The following is a 19,785-nucleotide window of genomic DNA, read 5'->3' on the forward strand; positions in this document are numbered from 1 at the left end:
GCCCAAGATCGGGCTCCGGGTCCGTGACCTACGGGCTCGACCCGGACGGCTACGAGGTCATGTTCGAGCAGTTCCACCCGGTCACGGGCGCCTGACCGTACGTGCCGGATGCTGCCGCCTGTTCATAGGATTCGACGCCACGCCGCCGTGGCTAGGCTCCTCGCGTGTTCTGGCTGAGTGGTCCACATCAGACGGAAGTCGACCGGCCGATCGGGCCGCGTCATGGGTGAGCCGGACGACTACTGGACGGAAGTGCGGGACCGGTGGTCGCGGGTCGTGTCCGCTGTCGACAACTCCGGGGCCGGTCACCCGGGTGGCGGACGGGTGTCGATCGCCGAGACCACGCGACGACCCACGAGCGACATCATCCCGGTCCTGGTGGCGGGCCAGCGCGGGGTGGGCAAGAGCGCGCTGTACCAGGCGTTGCTCGGCGACAACGGCTACATCCGGCGACGGGACGAGGACCATGTGCCGCACCGCCTGGTGCTCGGGGCCGGCCGGCGTCAGGCCCATGTGACGCTCGTGGTGAGTCCGGGGCAGACCGCGGGCGGCGACTACTCCTCCGGCGAGGTGGACAAGTGGGACGCCATGCTGAAGCCGCCGAACCACCCGACAGGCGTCATCTACGTCGCCGCCGCCGGGTACGACGAGCCGTGGGATCCCCGCGAGGTCAACGTCCTCGAGGAGCGGCGGCAACGGCGTGAGGACGAGCTTCGCCGGCAGGTCGAGGCCCGGCTCTGGGAGCAGTGGCAGGCGTCCCTCGATGGGACGCCCACCGAGGAGGAGCGGCGGGACCGGGCCGAGGAGATCGCCCGGGAGGTCGAGGCGGCGATCCCGTCGCCGTCCGAGCAGCTCTGGGCCCAGAACCGGAACGTCGAGCTCGAACACTTCTCCCGGTTCTGCCAGAACCTGCTGCCCTGCTGGGTGGACAATCCGGCCGCCAAGGACCTCTGGTTCATCCTGGCGGTCACCAAAGCCGACCTCTACTGGACCGACCAGCTGAGCCAGGTCGAGGAGTACTACCTGCCGGGCGCCGACGGTGAGCCCGCATCCCCCTTCCAGCGACAGTTGGTCACTCTCATCCGTGCCTTCGGGCACCGCAATCGCCCTCGGCTGGCCGTGCTGCCGGTCGCCGGCCGCCGGCAGGACTACCGCTTCATCCCGGGAGTCGGCGAGAAACAGGCGATGTTCGACGACATGAAGTTCGCCGCGGTGCAGCGAAGCCTCCGGACGACCGTGGGAGAGTTCTGTGGGCTGGGGTTCTGAGCAGGCCGGCGACCTCTCCGGCCCGGAGTTCGAGCGGCTGCTGCGCGGGGCGGAGCACCTGCTGACCCGGGTGGACGCGGCGCGAGAGCGGCTGCGCTGGTACGAGGCGCTGCGCGTGGTCGTCCTGGCCGTACTGGTCCTCGTCGGCCTGGTGACGGCCGTGTCGGCGGCTGACTGGTGGACCGGAGCGGGCGTCGCGGCAGGTGCCGCGGTGATCGTCGCGTGGTTCGCCGCGACCTTTCGCCGAAGGATCGTCAAGCCGCTGCTGAGCCAGATCTACCGCGACGAGAAGCTGATGGTCGCCACCGTGAACATGCTGCGTGAGCTGCTGCCGCTGCTGAGCCACGACGAGCGGTGGAGCGAGGTGCGGCAGGATCGAAGCCGCCTGCGCCTCGGCCGCTTCCCCATCGAGCCACGGGGCCTGTGATGGCGCGCACGGAGAACGCGGCAGGCGTTCGGCGCGAGGCCGGCATCTGGCTCGTCGCCGGACGCGTCGGTGTCGCCCTCGGTGTCGTCAACGGGATCGTGCAGGTCGTCCGCACCGTCCTCGCCGGGCGCGCGGGCATCCGAGGCGTGCTCGCCGACGGTTGGGTGCTCGGCAGCGCGGCGCTGACCGGAGGCTTCGCCCTGGTGTTCGGAGCGGTGATGGTGCTGTACGCCCGCTACTGGTTCCGGTCGAGCCCGTTCGACGACTTCCGCCCGGACCGGCAGGCAGTGCGCCGGCGCATCGACCGCGGCGGCTGGAGTCTGGCCGGGCTGGCGCGGTGATCCTCGCCGTCACCGGGGCGGCCTGGCTGACCCTTCGCTGAGCGTCAGCCCGGCGGATCAGGCGCCCGGCCGCGACGGCGCCCGGTCGGCCAGGAAGCCGGCCCAGGTCCGCACGCCCCTCGCGGCGCCCGGCCGGGCCAGGTTCGCGCCTTCCCGGTACGCCCGGCCGGCCCGCCCGGGAATGCGTACCGGCAGGCGTGCCCGGCGCTTTCCGGTGGCCGTCAGGTATACGGTCAGCAGGTCGCCGATGCCGTACGTGTCCGGCCCCGCCAGGTCCGGCACCAGCCCGGCGGGCGCGCCCAGCGTCAGCTCGGCCAGCCGGGCCGCCGCCTCGGCCGCGTCGACCGGCTGCAACCGCAGCCCGCCCGGCACCGGCACCAGCGGCAGCCTCGTCATCGCCGCCAGCATGGTCAGCACCAGGTCGTGCACCTGCGCGGCCCGCAGCACCGTCCACGGGATGCCGGAGTCCGCCACCGCGCGCTCGGCGTCGAGCTTGGACCGCGTCCAGGCCAGCGGCACCCGGTCGGCGCCGGTCACCGAGATGTGCACCAGGTGCGTCACAGCGGCCCGGCGCGCGGCCCGGACCAGGTGGGCGGTGGCGCGGTCGTCGCCCTTCGCGCCGCCGGCCAGGTGCAGCACCGTGGACACCCCGCGGACGGCATGGTCGAGGTCCACGCCGCTGAGCAGGTCGGCGGTCACGTGGGTGACGCCGTCGCCGGACCGTCCGCCGCGCCGGCTGAGCACGCGCACCGGGTGCCCGGCGGCGCGCAGCAGCGGTACGACGTGCCGGCCGATCGTGCCGGTGCCGCCGGTGACCAGAATGGGTGCGTTCATCGTCGTCCTCCCGTTGCCGGTGCTGCCACGTCGACCCGCGCCGGCCCGCCGACGTGACAGGTGTGACAGCCGTCACGTCTGGTCACATCGGCGACCCGGCGCGGGTCGAGACGGTGCGCGGGAGGGGAGGCTCAGGTGACGGACACCGGGCTGGCGGAGCGGTTCGAGCGGGAGCGGCCGCGGCTGCGCGCGGTGGCGTACCGGCTGCTCGGGTCGCTCACCGACGCCGAGGACGCGGTGCAGGAGACCTGGCTGCGGTTGTCCCGCACCGACGCCGCCACAGTGGACAACCTCGACGCCTGGCTGACCACAGTGGTCGCCCGGGTCAGCCTCAACACGCTGCGGTCCCGCGCCGCCCGCCGGGAGGATCCGCTGGACGTACGCCTGCCCGACCCGGTGGTGGACACCGGCGCCGACGATCCGGCGCAGGCCGCGGTGCTCGCCGACTCGGTGGGGCTGGCGCTGCTCGTGGTGCTGGACACGCTGACCCCGGCCGAGCGGCTCGCGTTCGTGCTGCACGACATGTTCGGCGTGCCGTTCGACGAGATCGGCCCGCTCGTCGACCGCTCACCGGCGGCGGCCCGGCAGGTCGCCAGCCGGGCCCGCCGCCGGGTACGCGGACAGGCGCCCACGCCCGATCCCGACCTGACCCGCCAGCGGGCGGTGGTGGACGCCTTCCTCGCCGCCGCCCGCGACGGCGACCTCGACGCGCTGATCGCGGTGCTGCACCCGGACGTGGTGCTGCGCTCCGACGCCGGGAGTGCCCGCGCCCGGCACACGGTCGTGCTGACCGGCGCGACGACGGTGGCGGCGCAGGCCACCACGTTCGGCAAGCTGTTCCCGCACGCCCGGCCGGTGCTCGTCAACGGCGCCGCCGGGGTGCTGGTGAGCGCCGGCGACCGCCCGCTGTCGGTGATGGCGTTCACCGTCACCGGTGGCCGGATCGCCGCCGTGGACGTGATCGCCGACCCGCACCGGCTGGCTGCGCTCGGCCTCGCCGGCCGACCCGGAGTCGCGGACCGTCTCAGTCGGCCAGAGTCAGATTGGCCATGTCGACCACCGGGCGGAAACCGAGCCGGGCGTAGAGCCGGTTCGACACCGGGTTGGCCTGGTCGGTGAACAGGCACACCCGTGCGCCCTCGGCGGCGAGCAGCCGGCCCACCTCGGCGACCGCGTTGCCGGCCCAGCCGCGTCCGCGCTGCTCGGGTGGCGTGTAGACCGGTCCGACGCGGGCCACGCCGAACGACGTCGGGTTGGCGGCGGTCAGGTGGACCGGGGCGCCCGACTCGTCGGTCCAGAACCAGACCCGGCCGTCCCGGATCCGGCGCAGCAGTTCGGCGTGGTCGGGCGTCTCGTGGGCGCTCGTGCCGCGCGGGCGGCCCGCCTGCTCGTCGGCGTCGGCCATGAACGCGCCGAACCACGCGGCGACCAGGTCGACGTCGTCCGCGGTGGCCGTCCGTAGCGCGCCGGGCACCGGTGCGGGCGGCGTGAGGTGGCCGAGCAGGTGCAGCCGGGTGTGCTGGGCGACCTCGGTCCGGCCGCCGTCGAGGCGGGCCATCTCGTCGGCGCAGGCGCGCGCGGCGGGCAGCGCGCCGTTCACCGCGCGGACCCGTTCGCCGCGCCGGTGCCACGCCCGGGCCAGCGCCACGGCGGCCTCCCGCGGCATGGGCAGCAGGAACGGCGGTCGCGGCGGGAACGGCGCGGTACGCATCGCGGCGCCCACCACCGCCCCGGAGGCGTCCCGGACCACGAGCCACCAGTCGTCCTCGGGCAGCGCGACACCCTCGGCACGGCGGGCCGCCATCCGCTCCGCGACGGTGGCGACCACCGTGTTGACCACCGGATCGGCGGCCAGGTACGCCTCGGCGGCGGCGAGGAACTCGCCCGGGTCGGTGCAGAAGTGCAGCGTGGGCACGGCGGTCATGCGGGCCACGGTAGCCAGCGGCCGGGACTCGGCCGTAGCGGTTTTCGCGCCCCGGCTCAGGGGGCGATGCGCAGCCGGCGGATGTGGGTGTCGTCGTACTCCTCGAACCGGAACCGCAGCCCGGCGAACGGGCTGCCGGGGAAGTCGCCGCTGATCGTCGCGGTCACCACCGTCCCGGCCGGGGTCTGCTCGACGTCGGTGATCTCGTAGGTCACCAGCGGCGTGCCGCTGCGCCAGGCGCGGATCTCCTCGATCCCGCGGTGGGTGCGTCCCTCGTCCTCGACCACCGCGTCGTCGGCGAACAGCGCGAGGTAGGGCTCCTTGTCGGCCTGGCCGGCGAGCGCGAAGTAGCGGCGGACGATCTCGGGCGCGTTGCTCATGGTCGTGATGCTAGGCGCCGGGACCGACAAGAAGCGCCGCAACAGTGGCGGTGGTGGCGAGCACGGCGAGCACGGCGCTGGTGGCCACGAACCGGCCCAGCGGCACGGCGACCCCGGCGGCCCGGCAGCGTTCGTACCAGATGAGTGTGGCCAGCGACGCCCACGGCGTGGCCAGCGGTCCGACGTTCGTGCCGATCAGCAGCGCCAGCAGCTGGGTGTGCCGGTCGGCCGCGATCACCGCCTCGCCGGCCAGGTACGCGGGCAGGTTGTTGACCACGTTGCTGAACAGTGCGCCGACCGCGCCCGCCCGCAGTGCGCCCTCCGCGCCCGGGTCGGTGCCGATGAGCGTGCCCATCACGGTGTCCAGGCCGTACCGGCCGATGGTCTGCACCACCAGGAACAGCCCGGTCACGAACACGAGTAGCCGCCACGGCACCAGCGCGAGCCGCAGCCGGTGCCGGGCACGCACCGCGAAGCCCGCGACCAGGATCGCCGCGGCCAACCCGGAGGCGATGCCGATCTCCACCCCGGCGAGGATCCCGGCGACGAACAGCAGGCAGGCGGCGAGCGCCGTGCGGTAGAGCACCCGGTCCGGCGGCACGTACGGCGGCGGCGGGTCGAACGGGTCGGCCCCGGCGCGCGCCGGACGCCAGTACCACCACCACAGCAGCAGCGCGGTCACCGCGACGGCGACCAGCTGCGGCCACCACATCCGGGCCGCCCAGGGCACCGGGTCCAGATCGACCCGGTCGGCGGCCAGGATGTTCGTCAGGTTGGACACCGGCAGCAGCAGGCTCGCCGTGTTCGCCAGCCACACGGTGGTCATCGCCAGCGGCGTCGGCGGCACGTTCAGCGCCCGGGCCAGCGCGATCATCACCGGCGTGAGCAGCACCGCCGTGGTGTCCAGGTTGAGCGCGATCGTGGTCACCGAGGCGAAGCCGACGCAGAGCCAGAACAGGGCCCGGAAACTGCCCCGCGCGGTCACCGCCACCCGGGTCGCCAGCGCGTCGAACACCCCGGCCACAGCGGTCAGCTCGGCCAGCACCACCACCGTGCCGAGGAAGATCAGGATCGGGACGATCCGCCGCATCGTGGCCTCGGCGTCGGCGCGGGGCAGCAGCCCGGTGAGCACGCACACCACCCCGAGCACGGCCAGCCCGATCGCGATCCAGTCCAGCACGTGCAGGCGGCCCCAGCGGGAACGGTCGGGCACGGCGTTCGGCGGATCGCCGGGGGTCTCCACGAGGGATGATCCTCGCACATGCCGACGAGGGCGGAGGAGCCCGACGCGGCCGCGATCCGAGCTGCCGAGGGTGTCGATCTGTTGACCGTGGGTGGCCATAATGACCATGTGGTTGTAGGCGCGCACCCCACCCGGTCCGACCGCCCCATCGATTTCTTCATCAGCTACTCGCCCGCGGACGAACGCTGGGCGACGTGGCTGGCGTGGGAGTTCGAGGCGGCCGGCTATCGCACGCTGTTGCAGGCGTGGGACTTCGTGGCAGGCACCAACTTCATCGACTTCATGGACCGCGGCGTCCGTGAGGCCGAAGTGGTGGTGGCGGTGCTGTCGGAGCGCTACCTGCACTCCACGTACGGCAAGCTGGAGTGGCAGGCCGCGCTGCGCGCCGACCCGGACGGCACGGGCAACAAGCTCGTCACGGTACGCGTCGAGGACTGCCCGATCGACGGCCTGCTCGCCACCATCACCTACGTGGACCTGGTCGGCGTGGACGACCCGGTGCAGGCCCGCAACCGGGTGCTCGACCGCATCCGGGAGGCGCTCGACGGCCGGGCCAAGCCGATGCGGCAGCCGGCGTTCCCGCACCACCCGGCCGACCCGCACGGGGTGCTCGCCGCGCCCGCCGCCGGAGCGCCCGCGCCCCGCCGCGCCCGGCGTACCCCGATCAACCCGCCGCCGTTCCCGCCGGCCGCGGCGGCGCCACCGACCGCCCGGGACACCGTCACCGTGCTCCAGGTCGCCGGGCCGCGCTTCGGCCGGGGCGTGATCACACCCGGTGCGCCGGTCACCCCGGGCGAGGTCCAGGAACACCTGATGGGCGACCTCACGCTGCTGATGAACGACGGCGTGCCCCGGCCGGACCTGCTCGTCGTCGCCGGCAACCTCACCGAGTCGGGCAGCCCGCGCGAGTTCTCCGACGCGCTGAGCTTCCTCACCGGCCTGCGGGTGCTGCTCGGGCTGGAGCCGCACCGGCTGGTCGTGGTGCCCGGCCCGCGGGACGTGACGATGGCCGCGTGCCGCGCGTACTTCGCCACCTGCGAGGCCGACGACGTCGACCCGCAGCCGCCGTACTGGCCGAAGTGGCGGCACTACGCGCGCCTGTTCGACGACCTCTACCAGGGACTCGACGACCGGATCTTCGACAGCGAGCAGCCCTGGACGCTGTTCCCGGTGCCCGACCTGCGGGTGGTGGTGGCGGGGCTGAACTCCACCATCGCCATCACCCACCGCGAGGAGGACCGGTACGGCTTCCTCGGCGAGGCGCAGTCCAGCTGGTTCGCCCAGCGGCTGCGCCACTACCAGCAGTCCGGCTGGCTGCGGCTGGGCGCGATGGCGCACGCGCCGGGGGCGCGCAGCCCGTACGCCGACGAGGTGCCGCCGGACCCGGTGTCGCTGCGCGACCGGGGCTCGGTCAACCGGCTGGTCGGCCCGATGCTCAACCTGCTGCTGTCCGACGCCGCGCCGTCGGCCCGGGTGGACCCGGTGGTGCCGCTGGCCGCCGCGCCCCGCGACGGCCGGGCGCAGGTGCTGCGGCTCGGTGTGGACGGGATGACCCGCTGGGTGCTCGGCCGCGACGACCGGCTCGACGGCGGCGCGGCGACCGCCGTGTCCTGGCCGCACGCCGAGGCCACCTTCGGCGCGTCCGGCCCGGCCCAGGTGCCCGACCCGCGCCGCCCGGTCGCCGTCGAGGGGGCCACCCAGGGCGTGGCGGCGGCCGCCGCGCCGGTCGCCCCGGTGCAGCGGCTGCTGGACCGGCTCGCCGAGGTCTGCGAGGCCCGCTACGACCGGGTGGTGGTACGCCGCGTCGACACCGACCCGCCGCACCTGTACATCAGCTACCGCTCCGACGGGGTGGTCCGCCAGCAGCGCGTCGGCGCGCACGTGGGCACGCCCGCGCCGGCCGACGTGGACCGGTTCGCCCGCCGGGTGCACGCCACCGACCCGGACATCGCCTCCGAGCTGGTCTACGACGGCGACCGGGTGCCGCGCGGGCTGGCCGAGGAGGCGCAGCGCCGCGGCGTACGCGTGCTGCACCTGACCGAGTTCCAGGGCCTGCTCGACCTGCGCGAGTACGTCGCCGCGCAGACCGCCCGGCTCCAGGCCGACCGGCTCTACCCGCCCGGGCAGTACGTGCCGCAGCGCTACCGCCACCTCGTCGGCGCCGACCAGCGCGTCCGCGACGACGTGGTGGACGAGCTGCTGGAGACCGTCTCCGCGCCGGACGGCCGGTTCGTGCTGGTGCTCGGCGACTTCGGCCGGGGCAAGACGTTCGCGTTGCGGGAGGTGGCCCGGCGGCTGCCCACCGCCGCGCCGGACCTGATCCCGATCCTGGTCGAGCTGCGCGCGCTGGACAAGGCGCACTCCGTGGACGGCCTGGTCGCCGCGCACCTGGCCAACCACGGCGAGCAGGTGATCGACCTCAAGGCGTTCCGCTACATGCTGCGCCAGGGGCGCATCGTGCTGCTGTTCGACGGGTTCGACGAGCTGGTGGCCCGGGTGACCTACGACCGGGCCGCCGACCACCTGGAGACGCTGCTGCAGGCCGCCGAGGGCAACGCGAAGATCGTGGTGAGCAGCCGGACCCAGCACTTCAAGACCAACTCGCAGGTGCTGACCGCGCTCGGCGAGCGGGTCGGCCTGCTGCCGCACCGGCGCGTCCTCGCCGTGGAGGACTTCACCCCCGGGCAGATCGAGGCGTTCCTGCGCAACCGGTACGGCGGCGACGAGCGGGCCGCCCGCGAGCGGATGGACCTGCTCGCCGGCGTCAAGGACCTGCTCGGGCTCTCCCGCAACCCGCGCATGCTCGGCTTCATCGCCAACCTGGACGAGGGGCGGCTCGCCGCCGTGGCCGGGGCGGGCGGCACGTTCAGCGCCGCCGCGCTGTACCGGGAGATCCTGGAGTCCTGGCTGGACTTCGAGGAACGCCGTACCCAGGGCATCCCGGGCGCGCCGGTGAGCCTGCGCCGCCCCGAGCTGTGGCAGGCGGTGAGCCGGCTGGCGTTCCAGCTCTGGGAGAGCGGCGAGGCGTACCTTCGGCTGGCCGAGCTGGCGGAGTCGACCGGCCAGCTCGCCGGGCGGGCCGACTCGCGGCTGTCCGGCCCGCAGGCGGCGCACGCGGTCGGCGCGGGCAGCCTGCTCGTCCGCACCGACGACGGGCTGTTCGGGTTCATCCACACCTCCGTGATGGAGTGGCTGGTCGCCGAGGGGGTGGCCGAGCAGATCAACCGGGGCGAGGAGCCGGCCGCGCTGGCGGTGCGGTCGCTGTCCGCGCTCGCCGTGGAGTTCCTCGGCGACCTCGCCGACCCGGCCCGCTGCACCGCGTGGACCGCCCGGGTGCTCGGCGACGAGTCGGCGGGCGAGACGCTGCGCGCCAACGCGCTGCGGCTGTCCGCGCGGCTGCGCCTGCCCGACCGGGCCGACCTGCGCGGCGCGGTGCTGCGCGGCGAGGACCTGTCGCACCGCGAACTCGCCGGAGCCGACCTGACCGGCGCCGACCTGACCGACGCCCGGCTGGTCGCCACCAACCTGACCGAGGCGCGCCTGGAACACGCCCGGCTGCGCGGCGCCCGCCTGGACCAGGCCCGCCTCGCCGGGGCGGACCTGCGCGACGCGGAGCTGGCCGGGGCGCGCCTGTTCCGTACCGACCTGCGGGGCGCGCGCGTCGCCGGCAGCAGCTGGCACCGCACCGCGCTGATCGACGTCAGCGCGGACCCGGCGCTGCTGCGCGCCCCGGAGCTGCGCGGCGCCGTCGTCGCGCCGGGCCGTCCGGTCGCGCCGGGCCTGGCCCCGCCGGCGGTGGGCGTCGGCTACGGCTTCGAGGTGGGCCGGCTGCCGGTGCCGGTGGCGTACAGCCCGGACGGCGCGGTGCTGGCCGTCGGCAGCGACGACGGTGGTGTGCTGCTCTGCGACACCGCCACCGGGCTGCCGGTGCGCACGCTCGCGGGACACCGGTCCCGGGTGTACGCGGTCCGCTACGACGCCGCCTCCCACCAGCTCGTCACCGGCTCGGCCGACCTCACCGTACGGCTGTGGGACGCCGACCACGGCGACGTGCGGCACGTCATCGAGGACGTCTTCTCCGGCTGGGTGTGGCCGCTGCTCACCGACGGGCGCCGGGGCCGCCTGGTGGTCGGCGACGCGGCGGGCGTGGTGCGGCTGTACGACACCCGCGGCGCCCGGCTGCGCCACGAGTGGCCCGGCCACTCCGCGCCGATCTGGGGCACCTCGTTCAGCCCGGACGGGCGGCGGGTGGTGGTGGCCGACAGCGCCGGCACGGTCCGCGGCTGGGACATCCCCACCGGCAAGCCGGCGTTCGAGGTACGCGAGCCGGAGGTGGTCTACCGGGTCGTGCACTCCCCGGACGGCCGGCTGCTGGTCGCCGTCGGTCAGCACGGCCGGATCTGGATCCGCCGGGCCACCGACGGCGAGCTGCTGCGCGCGCCGCGCGGCCACGAGGCCGACGTGTACGCCCTCGACATCCACCCCGACGGCACACTGATGGCCACCGGCGACACGCACGGCGCGCTGCGGCTGTGGGAGACCGAGACGGGCCGGCCGGTACGGGTGCTCGGGCGGCAGCGGGGCGCGATCTACAGCGTCCGGTTCAACGGCGACGGCAGCCTGCTCGCCACCGCCGCCAGCGACGGCGCGATCCAGCTCTGGGACACCGACGACGGGCAGGTGCGGCACGAACTGACCCGGCACCGCGGCTCGGTCTGGCCGGTGGTCTGGCGGCCGGACCAGAACCAGGTGGCGACCAGCAGCAACGACGGCACCACCCGGCTGTGGGACGTCCGCACCGGGCAGCTCCAGCACACGCTGCGCGGGCACGGCCGCCGCGTCACCGCGCTGTCCTTCCGGGACGACGGTGAGGTGCTGGCCGCCTGCGGCAACGACGGCGTGATCCGGCTCTGGGAGCCGCGTACCGGCCGCCTGCTGCGGCAGCTCGCCAGCCCGGCCGACCGGCTGCTGTCGGTGGTGTTCTGCCCCGAGGAGCCGCTGGTGGCCACCCCCAGCGGCGACGGCGGCGTGCACCTGTGGAACACCGACACCGGCGCCGACGAGCGCGAACTCAACGTGGACACCGACCACGTCTGGGCGGTCGCGTTCAGCCCCGACGGCGACGCCCTGGCCACCGCGAACGACGACGACACGGTACGCCTGTGGTATCGCCGTACCGGCCGGCACTTCGCCACGCTCACCCCGCACCGGGGGCGCGTGCGCACCGTCGCGTTCAGCCCCGACGGCGAGACCATCGCCACCGGCTGCGACGACCAGACGGTACGGCTCTGGGACGCGGCCACCGCCACCTGCCGGCTCACGCTCGAACACCACACCGACCGGGTCTACTCGGTCGGCTTCAACAGCGAGGGCACGCTGCTGGCCAGCGCCGGCAACGACGGCACGGCGGTGGTCTGGGACGCGGTCACCGGCGAGCGGCGCCTGGTGCTCACCGGACACGACGGCCGGCTCTGGTCCTGCGCGTTCAGCCCGGACGGCAACCTGCTCGCCACCGCCGGGGACGACCTGGTGATCCGGCTGTGGGATCCGGTCACCGGCCGGCTGCACGGCACCCTGGCCGCGCACACCCGGCGCGTATGGTCGGTGCACTTCAGCCCGGACAGCAGCCTGCTCGCCAGCGCCGGTGACGACGGCACGGTGCGGCTGTGGGACGTGGCCGACCCGGAACACGCCCAGTTGCGCACCACGCTCATCGGTCTGCCGGACGGGTGGGCGGCGGTCAGCCCGGACGGCCGGTACAAGCTGGACGGCGACCCGGGCGGCCAGTTCTGGCACGTCATCGGCACGTGCCGCTTCGAGGTGGGCGAGCTGGACCCCTACCTCACCCAGGTCCGCCGCCTCTCCGTGGACGCCCCCTTCTGACCGCCACTCCTCTCCTGGTGATCAAGGAGTTCGTGTCCGGATCAGACGTCGTCTCCGGCACGAACTCCTTGGTCAACTCGGGGCAGACGGGCGAGGCGGGGAGGCGGGGCGGCAGGTCCGGTCCAGCGGACCTCGCCGTCCTGCCACACGTCGGTGGGGGCCAGGCCGCAGGCCGCGGCCACCGCTGCCGACGCGCGGTGGTCGGGATGGATGTGGGCCATGAGGGTACGCACACCGCGCCGCCCCAGCCAGCCGGCCATCCCACGGGCGGCCTCGGTGGCGAACCCGCGCCCGTGCCAGGGCGTCCCCACCACCCAGGCGATCTCCGCGACCGGTCCCGCGGCGGCCGGTGTCGCCTCGTCGAGGTGCCGGTGGCCGACCACGCGAGCACCCGCCGTGGCGGTGTCCGCCACCGTCTGGTGCGGCTCGGTGACGGTGGCCTGGACGAAGCCGGCCAGCCGGCCGTCGTCCCGGAGCTGGATGACCCAGTTGCACCACGACTCGGCCGGGTCGGGCGAGCCGGCGACCAGGCGCTCGTAGCGGGCCCGCAGCGCCGCCGGGGCGGCGGGCTCGCCGCCGATGAACGTGTGCAGCGCCGGGTCGGCGAGGACGGCCGCCATCTCCCGGGCGTGCTCGACGGCCAGGGGCAGCAGGATCAGCCGTGCGGTGGGGATGGGTTCCGGCGTGAACCCGCTCATCGGGGTCGGCGCGCCGGTCGCTTCATCCATGATCGCGCTTCCAGGAGGTCGATGGTCTGGTCTCGCGGCAGCGAAACGGACCTCACGGTATCCCGGACCACCCAGAGCGACGCAACGTCGTTCGCGATCCGCCCGGCGGCAGCCCTCGTGATCTTGCAGTTCGTGCCCGGGCGGACGGGACATTCGCGTCACCGCTCGGGCCGAAAGTGCACGATCGCGGGGGAGGGGTGGCAGGGGCGGGCGGTGAGTGACGCCCGCCCCTGCCCTGGACCCCGGTCAGCGGCGCCATTTCTGGTTGGCGGCGCCGGTGCAGTCCCAGATCTGCAGCCGGGTGCCGTCGGCCGAGCTGGGACCGGTGGCGTCCAGGCACTTGTTGGCCTGCGGGTTCACGATGTCCCCGGCCGCGCTGAACACCCACTTCTGCGCGCCGGTGCCGTTGCAGTCGTAGAGCTGCACCTTGGCGCCGCTCGCGGTCGATCCGGCGGCCACGTCGAGGCACTTGCCGAGCGCGCGTACCGAGCCGTCGGCGTTCCAGGTCCAGCGCTGGGCGGCGGTGCCGTTGCAGGTCCAGAGCTGCACCGGGGTGCCGTTTGCGGTGCCGGCGCTGGCCACGTCGACGCACTTGTCGCCGTACCCGGCGATCTGGCCGCCGGTGCCCCCGCCGCCGTTGTCCCAGGCCTGGACCCGGACGTAGTCGATGGTCATGGTCTGCGGGAACGTGGTGCCGCCGTCCGGCGAGCCGGGCCAGTTGCCGCCCACCGCGACGTTCATGATCATGAAGAACGGATGGTCGAAGACCCAGCGGTTGCCGCCGATGTCGGCGGGCGTCTTGCGCGAGTACGCCACGCCGTCGAGGTACCAGGTGATCGAGTCCGGCGCCCAGTCCACGGCGAACGTGTGGAAGGCGTCGGCGAGCGCCTGGCCGCCTGGTAGCGAGGTGGACGCGCCGACGCCGCTGCCACCGGAGTAGCCGGGGCCGTGCAGCGTGCCCCAGACCGTGGACGGCGCATAGCCGACGTTCTCCATGATGTCGATCTCGCCGCTGCCGGGCCACGGGTTCGTGCCGATGTCGTTGCCGAGCATCCAGAACGCCGGCCACAGCCCCTGGCCGCGCGGCACCTTGATGCGCGCCTCGAACCGCCCGTACGCCTGGGCGAACGTGCCGTTGGTGAGCAGCCGGGCCGAGGTGTACTGGCAGCTTCCGTACCAGCAGGAGTAGCCGGACGGGTTCTCCTTGCGGGCGGTGATGACCAGGTTGCCGTTGCCGTCGAGCGCGGCGTTGCGCGTGCTGTTGGTGTAGTACTGCAACTCGTTGTTGCCCCAGCCGCCGCCACCGATGTCGTAGCGCCACTTGCCGGCGTCGGGGGCGGCGCCGGCCGGCCCGTTGAAGTCGTCGGACCAGGTGACCGCGCCGGGGGCGGCGATCGCGGGGGAGTGCGGGACGAGGGCGAGGGCGGCGGTGAGGCCGACCGCCGTCGCCGCCAGCGCGGCGAGGGTACGGATTCTGCGCACGGGGCGCCTCCTGCGGGGGTGGTGGCCGTTCCCGTCACGGCGGCCGGCCCCGCCCAACGGTTAACAAACCATACAGATAGACTTCGATGAAGGTATGAACGAAGTCGGTCGATGTCAAGAGAGCGTTTCCCGCTGGCGCTCCGAAGTGGGCTCCGGCGCGCGCTGCCGCACCACGGTGGGCCGGCGCATGTCCCGCCACGGGCCGCCCAGCAGCGGCGTCAGCACCACCAGCAGGTAGCAGGCGCCCATCACGACGAGCGTGGACGTGGGGCCGAACCGGTCCGCGGCCAGTCCGGCGCCGACCGCGCCGGCCGGCATGGCCGCCCACGCACCCGCGCCGATCACGCCGTACACCCGGGCCCGCATGGCCGGCGGCACCCGCTCCAGCTCGACGGCGCCCATCAGCGGGTTGAGCGCGCCCGCGGCCAGCCCGGCCGCCGCGACCACGGCGACCACCACCGGCAGCGGCGGCGCGGCGGCGAGCGCCCACAGTGGTGGCGCACCGCACAGCGCGTACGCGGTGACGAACGTGGCCCGGCGGGGCAGCCGGTGCCCGATCGCGCTGAACACCAGCGAGCCGACCAGCGCCCCACCGCCCATGACGCCCACCAGCAGGCCGAACGCCGCCGGGCCGCCGAGTTCCCGATCGGCGACCACCGGCAGCAGCACCTGGCTCTTGGCTGCGTCGAACAGGTTGGTCACCAGCACCAGCAGGACCATGGCGCGCAGCAGCGGCTCGCGGACCAGGAAGCGCAGCCCGGCGGCGAACTGCCGCCAGTAGCCCCCGGCCTCCGGCTCGCTCTCCTCGCCGGCCGGGCTCAGGCCGCGCGGCACCAGCAGCGCCACCACGAGCGCCGACACCGCGAACGTCACCGCGTCCACCGCGAGCACCGGCAGCGCGCCGAACACGCCGACCAGCAGACCGGCCACCGGTGCGCCGATCATCCGGGCGCCGCGCGAGGTCGCCTCCGCCCAGCCGACCGCCCGCTCGATCGGCACCCCGGCCGCCTCCGCGGCCTCCGGCAGCAACGCCGTGCGCGCGGTCTGCCCGGGTGTGTCCAGAAGCCCGCTGACGAAGACCAGGGCCAGCAGCGCCGGGAACGGCAGGCCGACGGTGGCGTGCAACAGGGGTACGGCGGCGATGGTCACGCCGGAGACCACGTCGGCGAGCACGCTGGACCGCCGGTAGCCGATCCGGTCGACGAGCACGCCGCCGAACGCGCCGCCGAGCACCACCGGCGCGGTGGCGAACGCGCCGGCCAGCCCGGTGGCCGCCGGTGAGCCGGTCTCGGCCAGCACGTAGAGCGGCAGCGCGATGAGCGTGAGCACGTTGCCGGTCAGCGAGACGGCATGCCCGATCAGCAGTCCGGCCAGGGGCCGGCGGTCGCGGTTCACTGCGGCCCCCGGTACGCCTGCCAGATCAGCGTGACCATCTCCGCGCCGGGCCGGCCGGGTGCGCCGCGCTCCTGCCAGCGCCGGCCCAGCGCGGACAGCTCCTCGCGCAGCTCGACCAGTTCCTCCGGCGTCAGGCGCAGCACGATGTCGCTGCTGGTGGTGCCGCGGACCCAGGCCGGGTCGAGGCTCGCCTCGGAGTCCAGGTACGCCTGGTAGCGGTCCACGTAGCGCTGCATGGCGGCCTGGCGCAGCAGGTTGCCGGCGAGCCGGCGCTCCGGGTCGTCGAGCAGTTCGAGCGGATCCCAGTCGGTGGTGGCGTGCGCGGCCCGCCACCACCGCTCACGGCGGTCCCGGGCCAGGTCGGGGGCCTCGGCCACGAAGCCGTGCTCGGCCAGCTTGCCGACGTGGTAGCTGACCGAGCCCACCGCCTCGCCGGTCCGCTCGCTCAGCATGCCGACCGTCTGCGGACCGCGCAGGCGCAGCTCGCCGAGCAGCCGCAGCCGGGTGGGGTGGGCCAGTGCCCGCATGGCTCGCGGATCGCTGACGCGCCGGTTGCCGGTCTCGTCCGTCATGCCGACAGACTAGACGCACAAGAAGTGATGTACAAGAACCCTTGTATTCAAGCGGGCCCCGCGCGCAGCAGACGAGCGCCGAATTCCCGGCAGGCCGCCCGGAGGTCCGCGGGCTGCTCGAGGGTGAAGTCGGCGTCGAGGAAGGCGAGGTGCAGCAGCAGCCACTGCCACGAGTCGAGCAGCAGCACCACCCGGGTGCGGCCGGGCGCCAGGGGTGTCAGCTCGGCGTCCTGGTGGCGCAGCGCGTCGGCGACGGCGTCCGCCGGGGCCTCGACGGTCAGTATTACCTGCTGTCGCTGCCGCCGCATGCTCTGGCGCAGGTAGTCCAGCGCGGTCTCCGCAGGCAGGGGACGGGGGGTGAAGACCTGACCTGTGAGCTGAAGGTCGACGATCCGGTCCGTGCGGAACACGCGCCAGTCGTCGCGATCGGTGTCCCGCGCGAGCAGGTACCAGCGCAGGTGCTGGTGGACCTGGCGGTACGGCTCGGCCCGGCGCCGGCTCGTCGCGCCGGTCCCGCCGGTGTACTGGAACGTCACCACCTCGTGACACCGGATCGCGTCGGCGAGCGCACCGACTGTTTCGGCGCTGGTGCTCGGCGCCGGATACCCGCCGGTCTCCAGGCCGGCGCGCAGGGCCGCCGCGCGGGATCGCAGCCGCTTCGGCAGGAACTGGTCGACCTTGCCGAACGCGCGGGTCGCGGCGTCGTCGAGACTGCCCTCGCCCGCGGTGCCGGTGGACGCGAGCGCGGCCAGGCCGGCGAGCGTGGCCACCGCCTCGTCGTCCTCCAGCAGTAACGGCGGCATCGCACGGCCGGCCGCGAGCCGGTAGTGACCGCCGGGACCGGGCTGCGTGTGCACCGGGTAGCCGTATCCGCGCAGCCGTTCGACGTCGCGACGTAGTGTGCGCGGGCTGACGTGTAGCCGGGCGGCCAACTCGGCCCCGGTGAACGCCCGGCCGGTCTGGAGCGTCGACAGGAGAGCGAGCATACGTTGCGTGACGTCGGCCATGCGCCGATTCTCGCGGTAATCGAGGTCAGTTTCCGGCCACATCTGTCCGTACGGTGCCGTCATGGCACAGCGCACCATCCGGATTCGGGGCGCCCGGACCCACAACCTCAAGTCCCTCGACCTCGACGTCCCGCGCGGCCGGATCACCGTGTTCGTCGGCGTGTCCGGCTCGGGCAAGTCGTCGCTGGTGTTCGACACCGTCGCCGCCGAGGCCGGCCACCAGCTCAACGAGACGTTCCCGCCGTTCACCCGCAACCGGCTGCCCCGGTGGAGCCGGCCCGAGGTCGACTGGATCGACGGCCTCTCCCCGGTGGTGGTGATCGACCAGCGCCGGCTGGGCGGCAACGCCCGGTCCACAGTCGGCACCGCCACCGACGCGTGGACCTACCTGCGGCTGCTGTTCTCGCGCGTCGGCACGCCGTACGTGGGGGAGTCGAACCACTTCTCCTTCAACGACCCGGCAGGCATGTGCCCGGCGTGCCACGGCCTCGGCGAGGTCGTGGTCAGCGCCGTCGAACGCTTCCTCGACCTGGATCGCTCGCTCAAGGAGGGTGCCATCCTGCTGCCCGGCTTCGGTGACGGCGGGTACTGGTACGACAGGTACGCCGACATCGGCGAGTTCGACGCCGACACCCCGCTGCGGGAGTGGACCGCGCCGCAACGGGACGCGCTGCTGTACGGGGGCGAGCGAGCCGCCCGGCTCGGCGGCGGGCTGCCCAAGGACTACGAGGGCGTTGTCGACCGATTCGAGCGGATCTACCTGCACACCCCGGACCAGCTCTCCGACCGCAAACGGGAGGTGATCGCCCGGTTCACCCGATCCGACGGGTGCCCGGACTGCTGTGGCGACCGGCTCAAGCCGGAGAGCCGGCGCGTCACCGTGGGCGGGCGCACCATCGGTGAGCTGGCCCGGATGGAGATCGCCGAGCTGGCCGAGTGGGTGACCGGGGTGACCGAGCCGGCGGTGGCGCCGGTCGTGGCCGCGCTGCGGGCGCGGCTGGACGCGATGGTCACCATCGGGCTCGGCTACCTGTGCCTCGGCCGCGCCACCACCACGCTGTCCGGTGGCGAGTCCCAGCGGGTGAAGACGGTCAAACACCTGGGTAGCAGCCTGATCGAGATGCTGTACGTGTTCGACGAACCGACCGTCGGACTGCACCCGGTCGACGTGGCCGCGATGACGACGCTGCTGGAGCAACTGCGGGACAAGGGCAACACGGTGCTCGTCGTCGAGCACGACCCAGCCGTGATGGCGGTCGCCGACCGGATCGTCGAGATCGGGCCGGCCGGCGGCGAGCGGGGCGGCGAGCTGGTGTTCCAGGGCACGTTCGCCGGGCTGCGCCGGGCCGCCACGCCCACCGCCGCCGCGCTGACCCGGCGCCGCCGGGTGGTCGTCTCACCGCGCACTCCCCGGAGCCACCACAGGGTCGCCGGCGCCACCCGCAACAACCTGCGGAACGTCACCGTGGACATCCCGGCCGGCGTGCTGACCGTTCTCACCGGCGTCGCCGGGTCCGGCAAGTCCAGCCTCGCCGCCGAGCTGCTCGCCCAGCACGACGGCGTCGTGGTCGACCAGCGACCGGTCGGCGCCAGCCGGCGGTCCACCCCGGTCACGTACACCGGCGTGGCGACGGCGATCCGGCGGCTGTTCGCCCGGCGCACCGGCCTGCCGGCCGGCCTCTTCAGCCCCAACTCCGCCGGCGGCTGCCCCGACTGCGGAGGGCTCGGGATCGTCTACACCGACCTGGCCTTCCTGGACGGACAGGAGACGGTCTGCGCCACCTGCCGGGGCCGTCGGTTCACCGCGGAGGTGCTGGGTCGCCGGGTCGACGGACTGTCGATCGCGGATGTCGACGACCTCACCGTCGCCGAGGCCGTCGACCGGCTCGACGAGCCGGCGGTCGTCGCCGCGCTGGGCCACCTCGCCGAGGTGGGACTCGGGTATCTCCGGCTCGGCCAGCCGCTGTCGACGCTCTCCGGCGGCGAGTGCCAGCGGGTCAAGATCGCAAAAGAGCTGCGTGAGGCCGCCGGCCCGACGCTCTACGTGCTCGACGAGCCGACGACCGGGCTGCACCTGCGCGACATCGACACGCTGCTGGACGTGCTCGACGGGCTCGTCGAGCGCGGGCACACGGTGGTCGTCATCGAGCATCACCTCGACGTCGTCCGGCGGGCCGACTGGCTCGTCGACCTCGGCCCCGGCCCGGGGCGGCACGGCGGGCGGATCCTCTACCAGGGCCCGGTCGCCGGGATCGCCGGCACCGCCACCGCGCGGGCGCTGCGCGACGATCCGCAAGCGTGAC

General features: G+C 74.1%; 15 protein-coding genes. 6 read left to right on the top strand and 9 right to left on the bottom strand.

What is annotated here, in order from left to right; genetic code table 11:
• Window positions 1-222 precede the first annotated feature (222 nt).
• From ABIH81_RS22710 to ABIH81_RS22720, 3 genes are read left to right on the top strand one after another with little or no spacing between them, the layout of a single operon-like run.
• Window positions 223-1,266 (top strand): hypothetical protein, encoded by a 1,044-nt coding sequence (locus ABIH81_RS22710; protein WP_349876902.1) that lies wholly within the window; start codon window positions 223-225, stop codon window positions 1,264-1,266.
• Window positions 1,250-1,693, top strand: coding sequence for a hypothetical protein (locus ABIH81_RS22715; protein ID WP_349876903.1), 444 nt, complete (start codon window positions 1,250-1,252; stop codon window positions 1,691-1,693). Before ABIH81_RS22710 ends, ABIH81_RS22715 begins: the two co-directional genes overlap by 17 nt.
• A complete protein-coding gene (locus tag ABIH81_RS22720) occupies window positions 1,693-2,034 on the top strand; it encodes a hypothetical protein (protein WP_349876904.1) in 342 nt (113 codons plus the stop codon). Before ABIH81_RS22715 ends, ABIH81_RS22720 begins: the two co-directional genes overlap by 1 nt.
• Before the next feature lie 57 nt (window positions 2,035-2,091).
• Here ABIH81_RS22720 and ABIH81_RS22725 read toward each other — a convergent pair whose 3' ends face one another.
• Entirely contained in the window at window positions 2,092-2,868 is a 777-nt protein-coding gene (locus ABIH81_RS22725; protein WP_349876906.1) for an SDR family oxidoreductase, read from the bottom strand.
• Between the two features lie 135 nt (window positions 2,869-3,003).
• Here ABIH81_RS22725 and sigJ point away from each other — a divergent pair, with 135 nt between their 5' ends.
• Window positions 3,004-3,987, top strand: coding sequence for an RNA polymerase sigma factor SigJ (gene sigJ / locus ABIH81_RS22730; protein WP_349876907.1), 984 nt, complete (start codon window positions 3,004-3,006; stop codon window positions 3,985-3,987).
• On the opposite strand, the gene ABIH81_RS22735 is transcribed toward sigJ, so the two are convergent.
• From ABIH81_RS22735 to ABIH81_RS22745, 3 genes are read right to left on the bottom strand one after another with little or no spacing between them, the layout of a single operon-like run.
• Window positions 3,893-4,792, bottom strand: coding sequence for a GNAT family N-acetyltransferase (locus tag ABIH81_RS22735; protein WP_349876908.1), 900 nt, complete (start codon window positions 4,790-4,792; stop codon window positions 3,893-3,895). The two genes, sigJ and ABIH81_RS22735, sit on opposite strands and share 95 nt — an antisense overlap.
• A 56-nt stretch (window positions 4,793-4,848) precedes the next feature.
• Window positions 4,849-5,172, bottom strand: a complete 324-nt coding sequence (locus tag ABIH81_RS22740; RefSeq protein WP_349876909.1) for a nuclear transport factor 2 family protein — start codon at window positions 5,170-5,172, stop codon at window positions 4,849-4,851.
• A 10-nt stretch (window positions 5,173-5,182) separates the two neighbouring features.
• On the bottom strand, window positions 5,183-6,415 hold the full coding sequence (locus ABIH81_RS22745; RefSeq protein WP_349876910.1) for an SLC13 family permease: 1,233 nt from the start codon (window positions 6,413-6,415) through the stop codon (window positions 5,183-5,185).
• A 108-nt stretch (window positions 6,416-6,523) separates the two neighbouring features.
• Here ABIH81_RS22745 and ABIH81_RS22750 point away from each other — a divergent pair, with 108 nt between their 5' ends.
• A complete protein-coding gene (locus tag ABIH81_RS22750; protein ID WP_349876911.1) occupies window positions 6,524-12,298 on the top strand; it encodes a TIR domain-containing protein in 5,775 nt (1,924 codons plus the stop codon).
• Between the two features lie 41 nt (window positions 12,299-12,339).
• Here the strand turns inward: ABIH81_RS22750 and ABIH81_RS22755 are convergent, their stop codons facing one another.
• The 5 genes from ABIH81_RS22755 to ABIH81_RS22775 form a co-directional block, all read right to left on the bottom strand.
• Window positions 12,340-13,026 (bottom strand): GNAT family N-acetyltransferase, encoded by a 687-nt coding sequence (locus ABIH81_RS22755; RefSeq protein ID WP_349876912.1) that lies wholly within the window; start codon window positions 13,024-13,026, stop codon window positions 12,340-12,342.
• A gap of 246 nt (window positions 13,027-13,272) precedes the next feature.
• Window positions 13,273-14,508 (bottom strand): family 16 glycosylhydrolase, encoded by a 1,236-nt coding sequence (locus tag ABIH81_RS22760; RefSeq protein ID WP_349876913.1) that lies wholly within the window; start codon window positions 14,506-14,508, stop codon window positions 13,273-13,275.
• A gap of 114 nt (window positions 14,509-14,622) precedes the next feature.
• Window positions 14,623-15,903, bottom strand: a complete 1,281-nt coding sequence (locus tag ABIH81_RS22765) for an MFS transporter (protein WP_349876914.1) — start codon at window positions 15,901-15,903, stop codon at window positions 14,623-14,625.
• Window positions 15,900-16,475, bottom strand: a complete 576-nt coding sequence (locus tag ABIH81_RS22770) for a helix-turn-helix domain-containing protein (RefSeq protein WP_349876915.1) — start codon at window positions 16,473-16,475, stop codon at window positions 15,900-15,902. Before ABIH81_RS22770 ends, ABIH81_RS22765 begins: the two co-directional genes overlap by 4 nt.
• Window positions 16,476-16,522: 47 nt before the next feature.
• A complete protein-coding gene (locus ABIH81_RS22775) occupies window positions 16,523-17,482 on the bottom strand; it encodes a YafY family protein (RefSeq protein WP_349876916.1) in 960 nt (319 codons plus the stop codon).
• 61 nt (window positions 17,483-17,543) lie between these two features.
• Here ABIH81_RS22775 and ABIH81_RS22780 point away from each other — a divergent pair, with 61 nt between their 5' ends.
• On the top strand, window positions 17,544-19,784 hold the full coding sequence (locus ABIH81_RS22780) for an excinuclease ABC subunit UvrA (protein ID WP_349876917.1): 2,241 nt from the start codon (window positions 17,544-17,546) through the stop codon (window positions 19,782-19,784).
• Window position 19,785 lies beyond the last annotated feature (1 nt).

This window comes from Micromonospora sp. HUAS YX12 (assembly GCF_040215685.1).
GTDB classification, from domain to species: Bacteria; Actinomycetota; Actinomycetes; order Mycobacteriales; family Micromonosporaceae; genus Micromonospora; species Micromonospora tulbaghiae.

Coding starts and splice junctions, on each gene's coding strand:
- ABIH81_RS22780 (WP_349876917.1), top strand. CDS start 17,544: ATGGCACAGCGCACCATCCGGATTCGGGGCGCCCGGACCCACAACCTC.
- ABIH81_RS22755 (WP_349876912.1), bottom strand. CDS start 13,026: ATGGATGAAGCGACCGGCGCGCCGACCCCGATGAGCGGGTTCACGCCG.
- ABIH81_RS22735 (WP_349876908.1), bottom strand. CDS start 4,792: ATGACCGCCGTGCCCACGCTGCACTTCTGCACCGACCCGGGCGAGTTC.
- ABIH81_RS22770 (WP_349876915.1), bottom strand. CDS start 16,475: ATGACGGACGAGACCGGCAACCGGCGCGTCAGCGATCCGCGAGCCATG.
- ABIH81_RS22720 (WP_349876904.1), top strand. CDS start 1,693: ATGGCGCGCACGGAGAACGCGGCAGGCGTTCGGCGCGAGGCCGGCATC.
- ABIH81_RS22710 (WP_349876902.1), top strand. CDS start 223: ATGGGTGAGCCGGACGACTACTGGACGGAAGTGCGGGACCGGTGGTCG.
- ABIH81_RS22775 (WP_349876916.1), bottom strand. CDS start 17,482: ATGGCCGACGTCACGCAACGTATGCTCGCTCTCCTGTCGACGCTCCAG.
- ABIH81_RS22725 (WP_349876906.1), bottom strand. CDS start 2,868: ATGAACGCACCCATTCTGGTCACCGGCGGCACCGGCACGATCGGCCGG.
- ABIH81_RS22740 (WP_349876909.1), bottom strand. CDS start 5,172: ATGAGCAACGCGCCCGAGATCGTCCGCCGCTACTTCGCGCTCGCCGGC.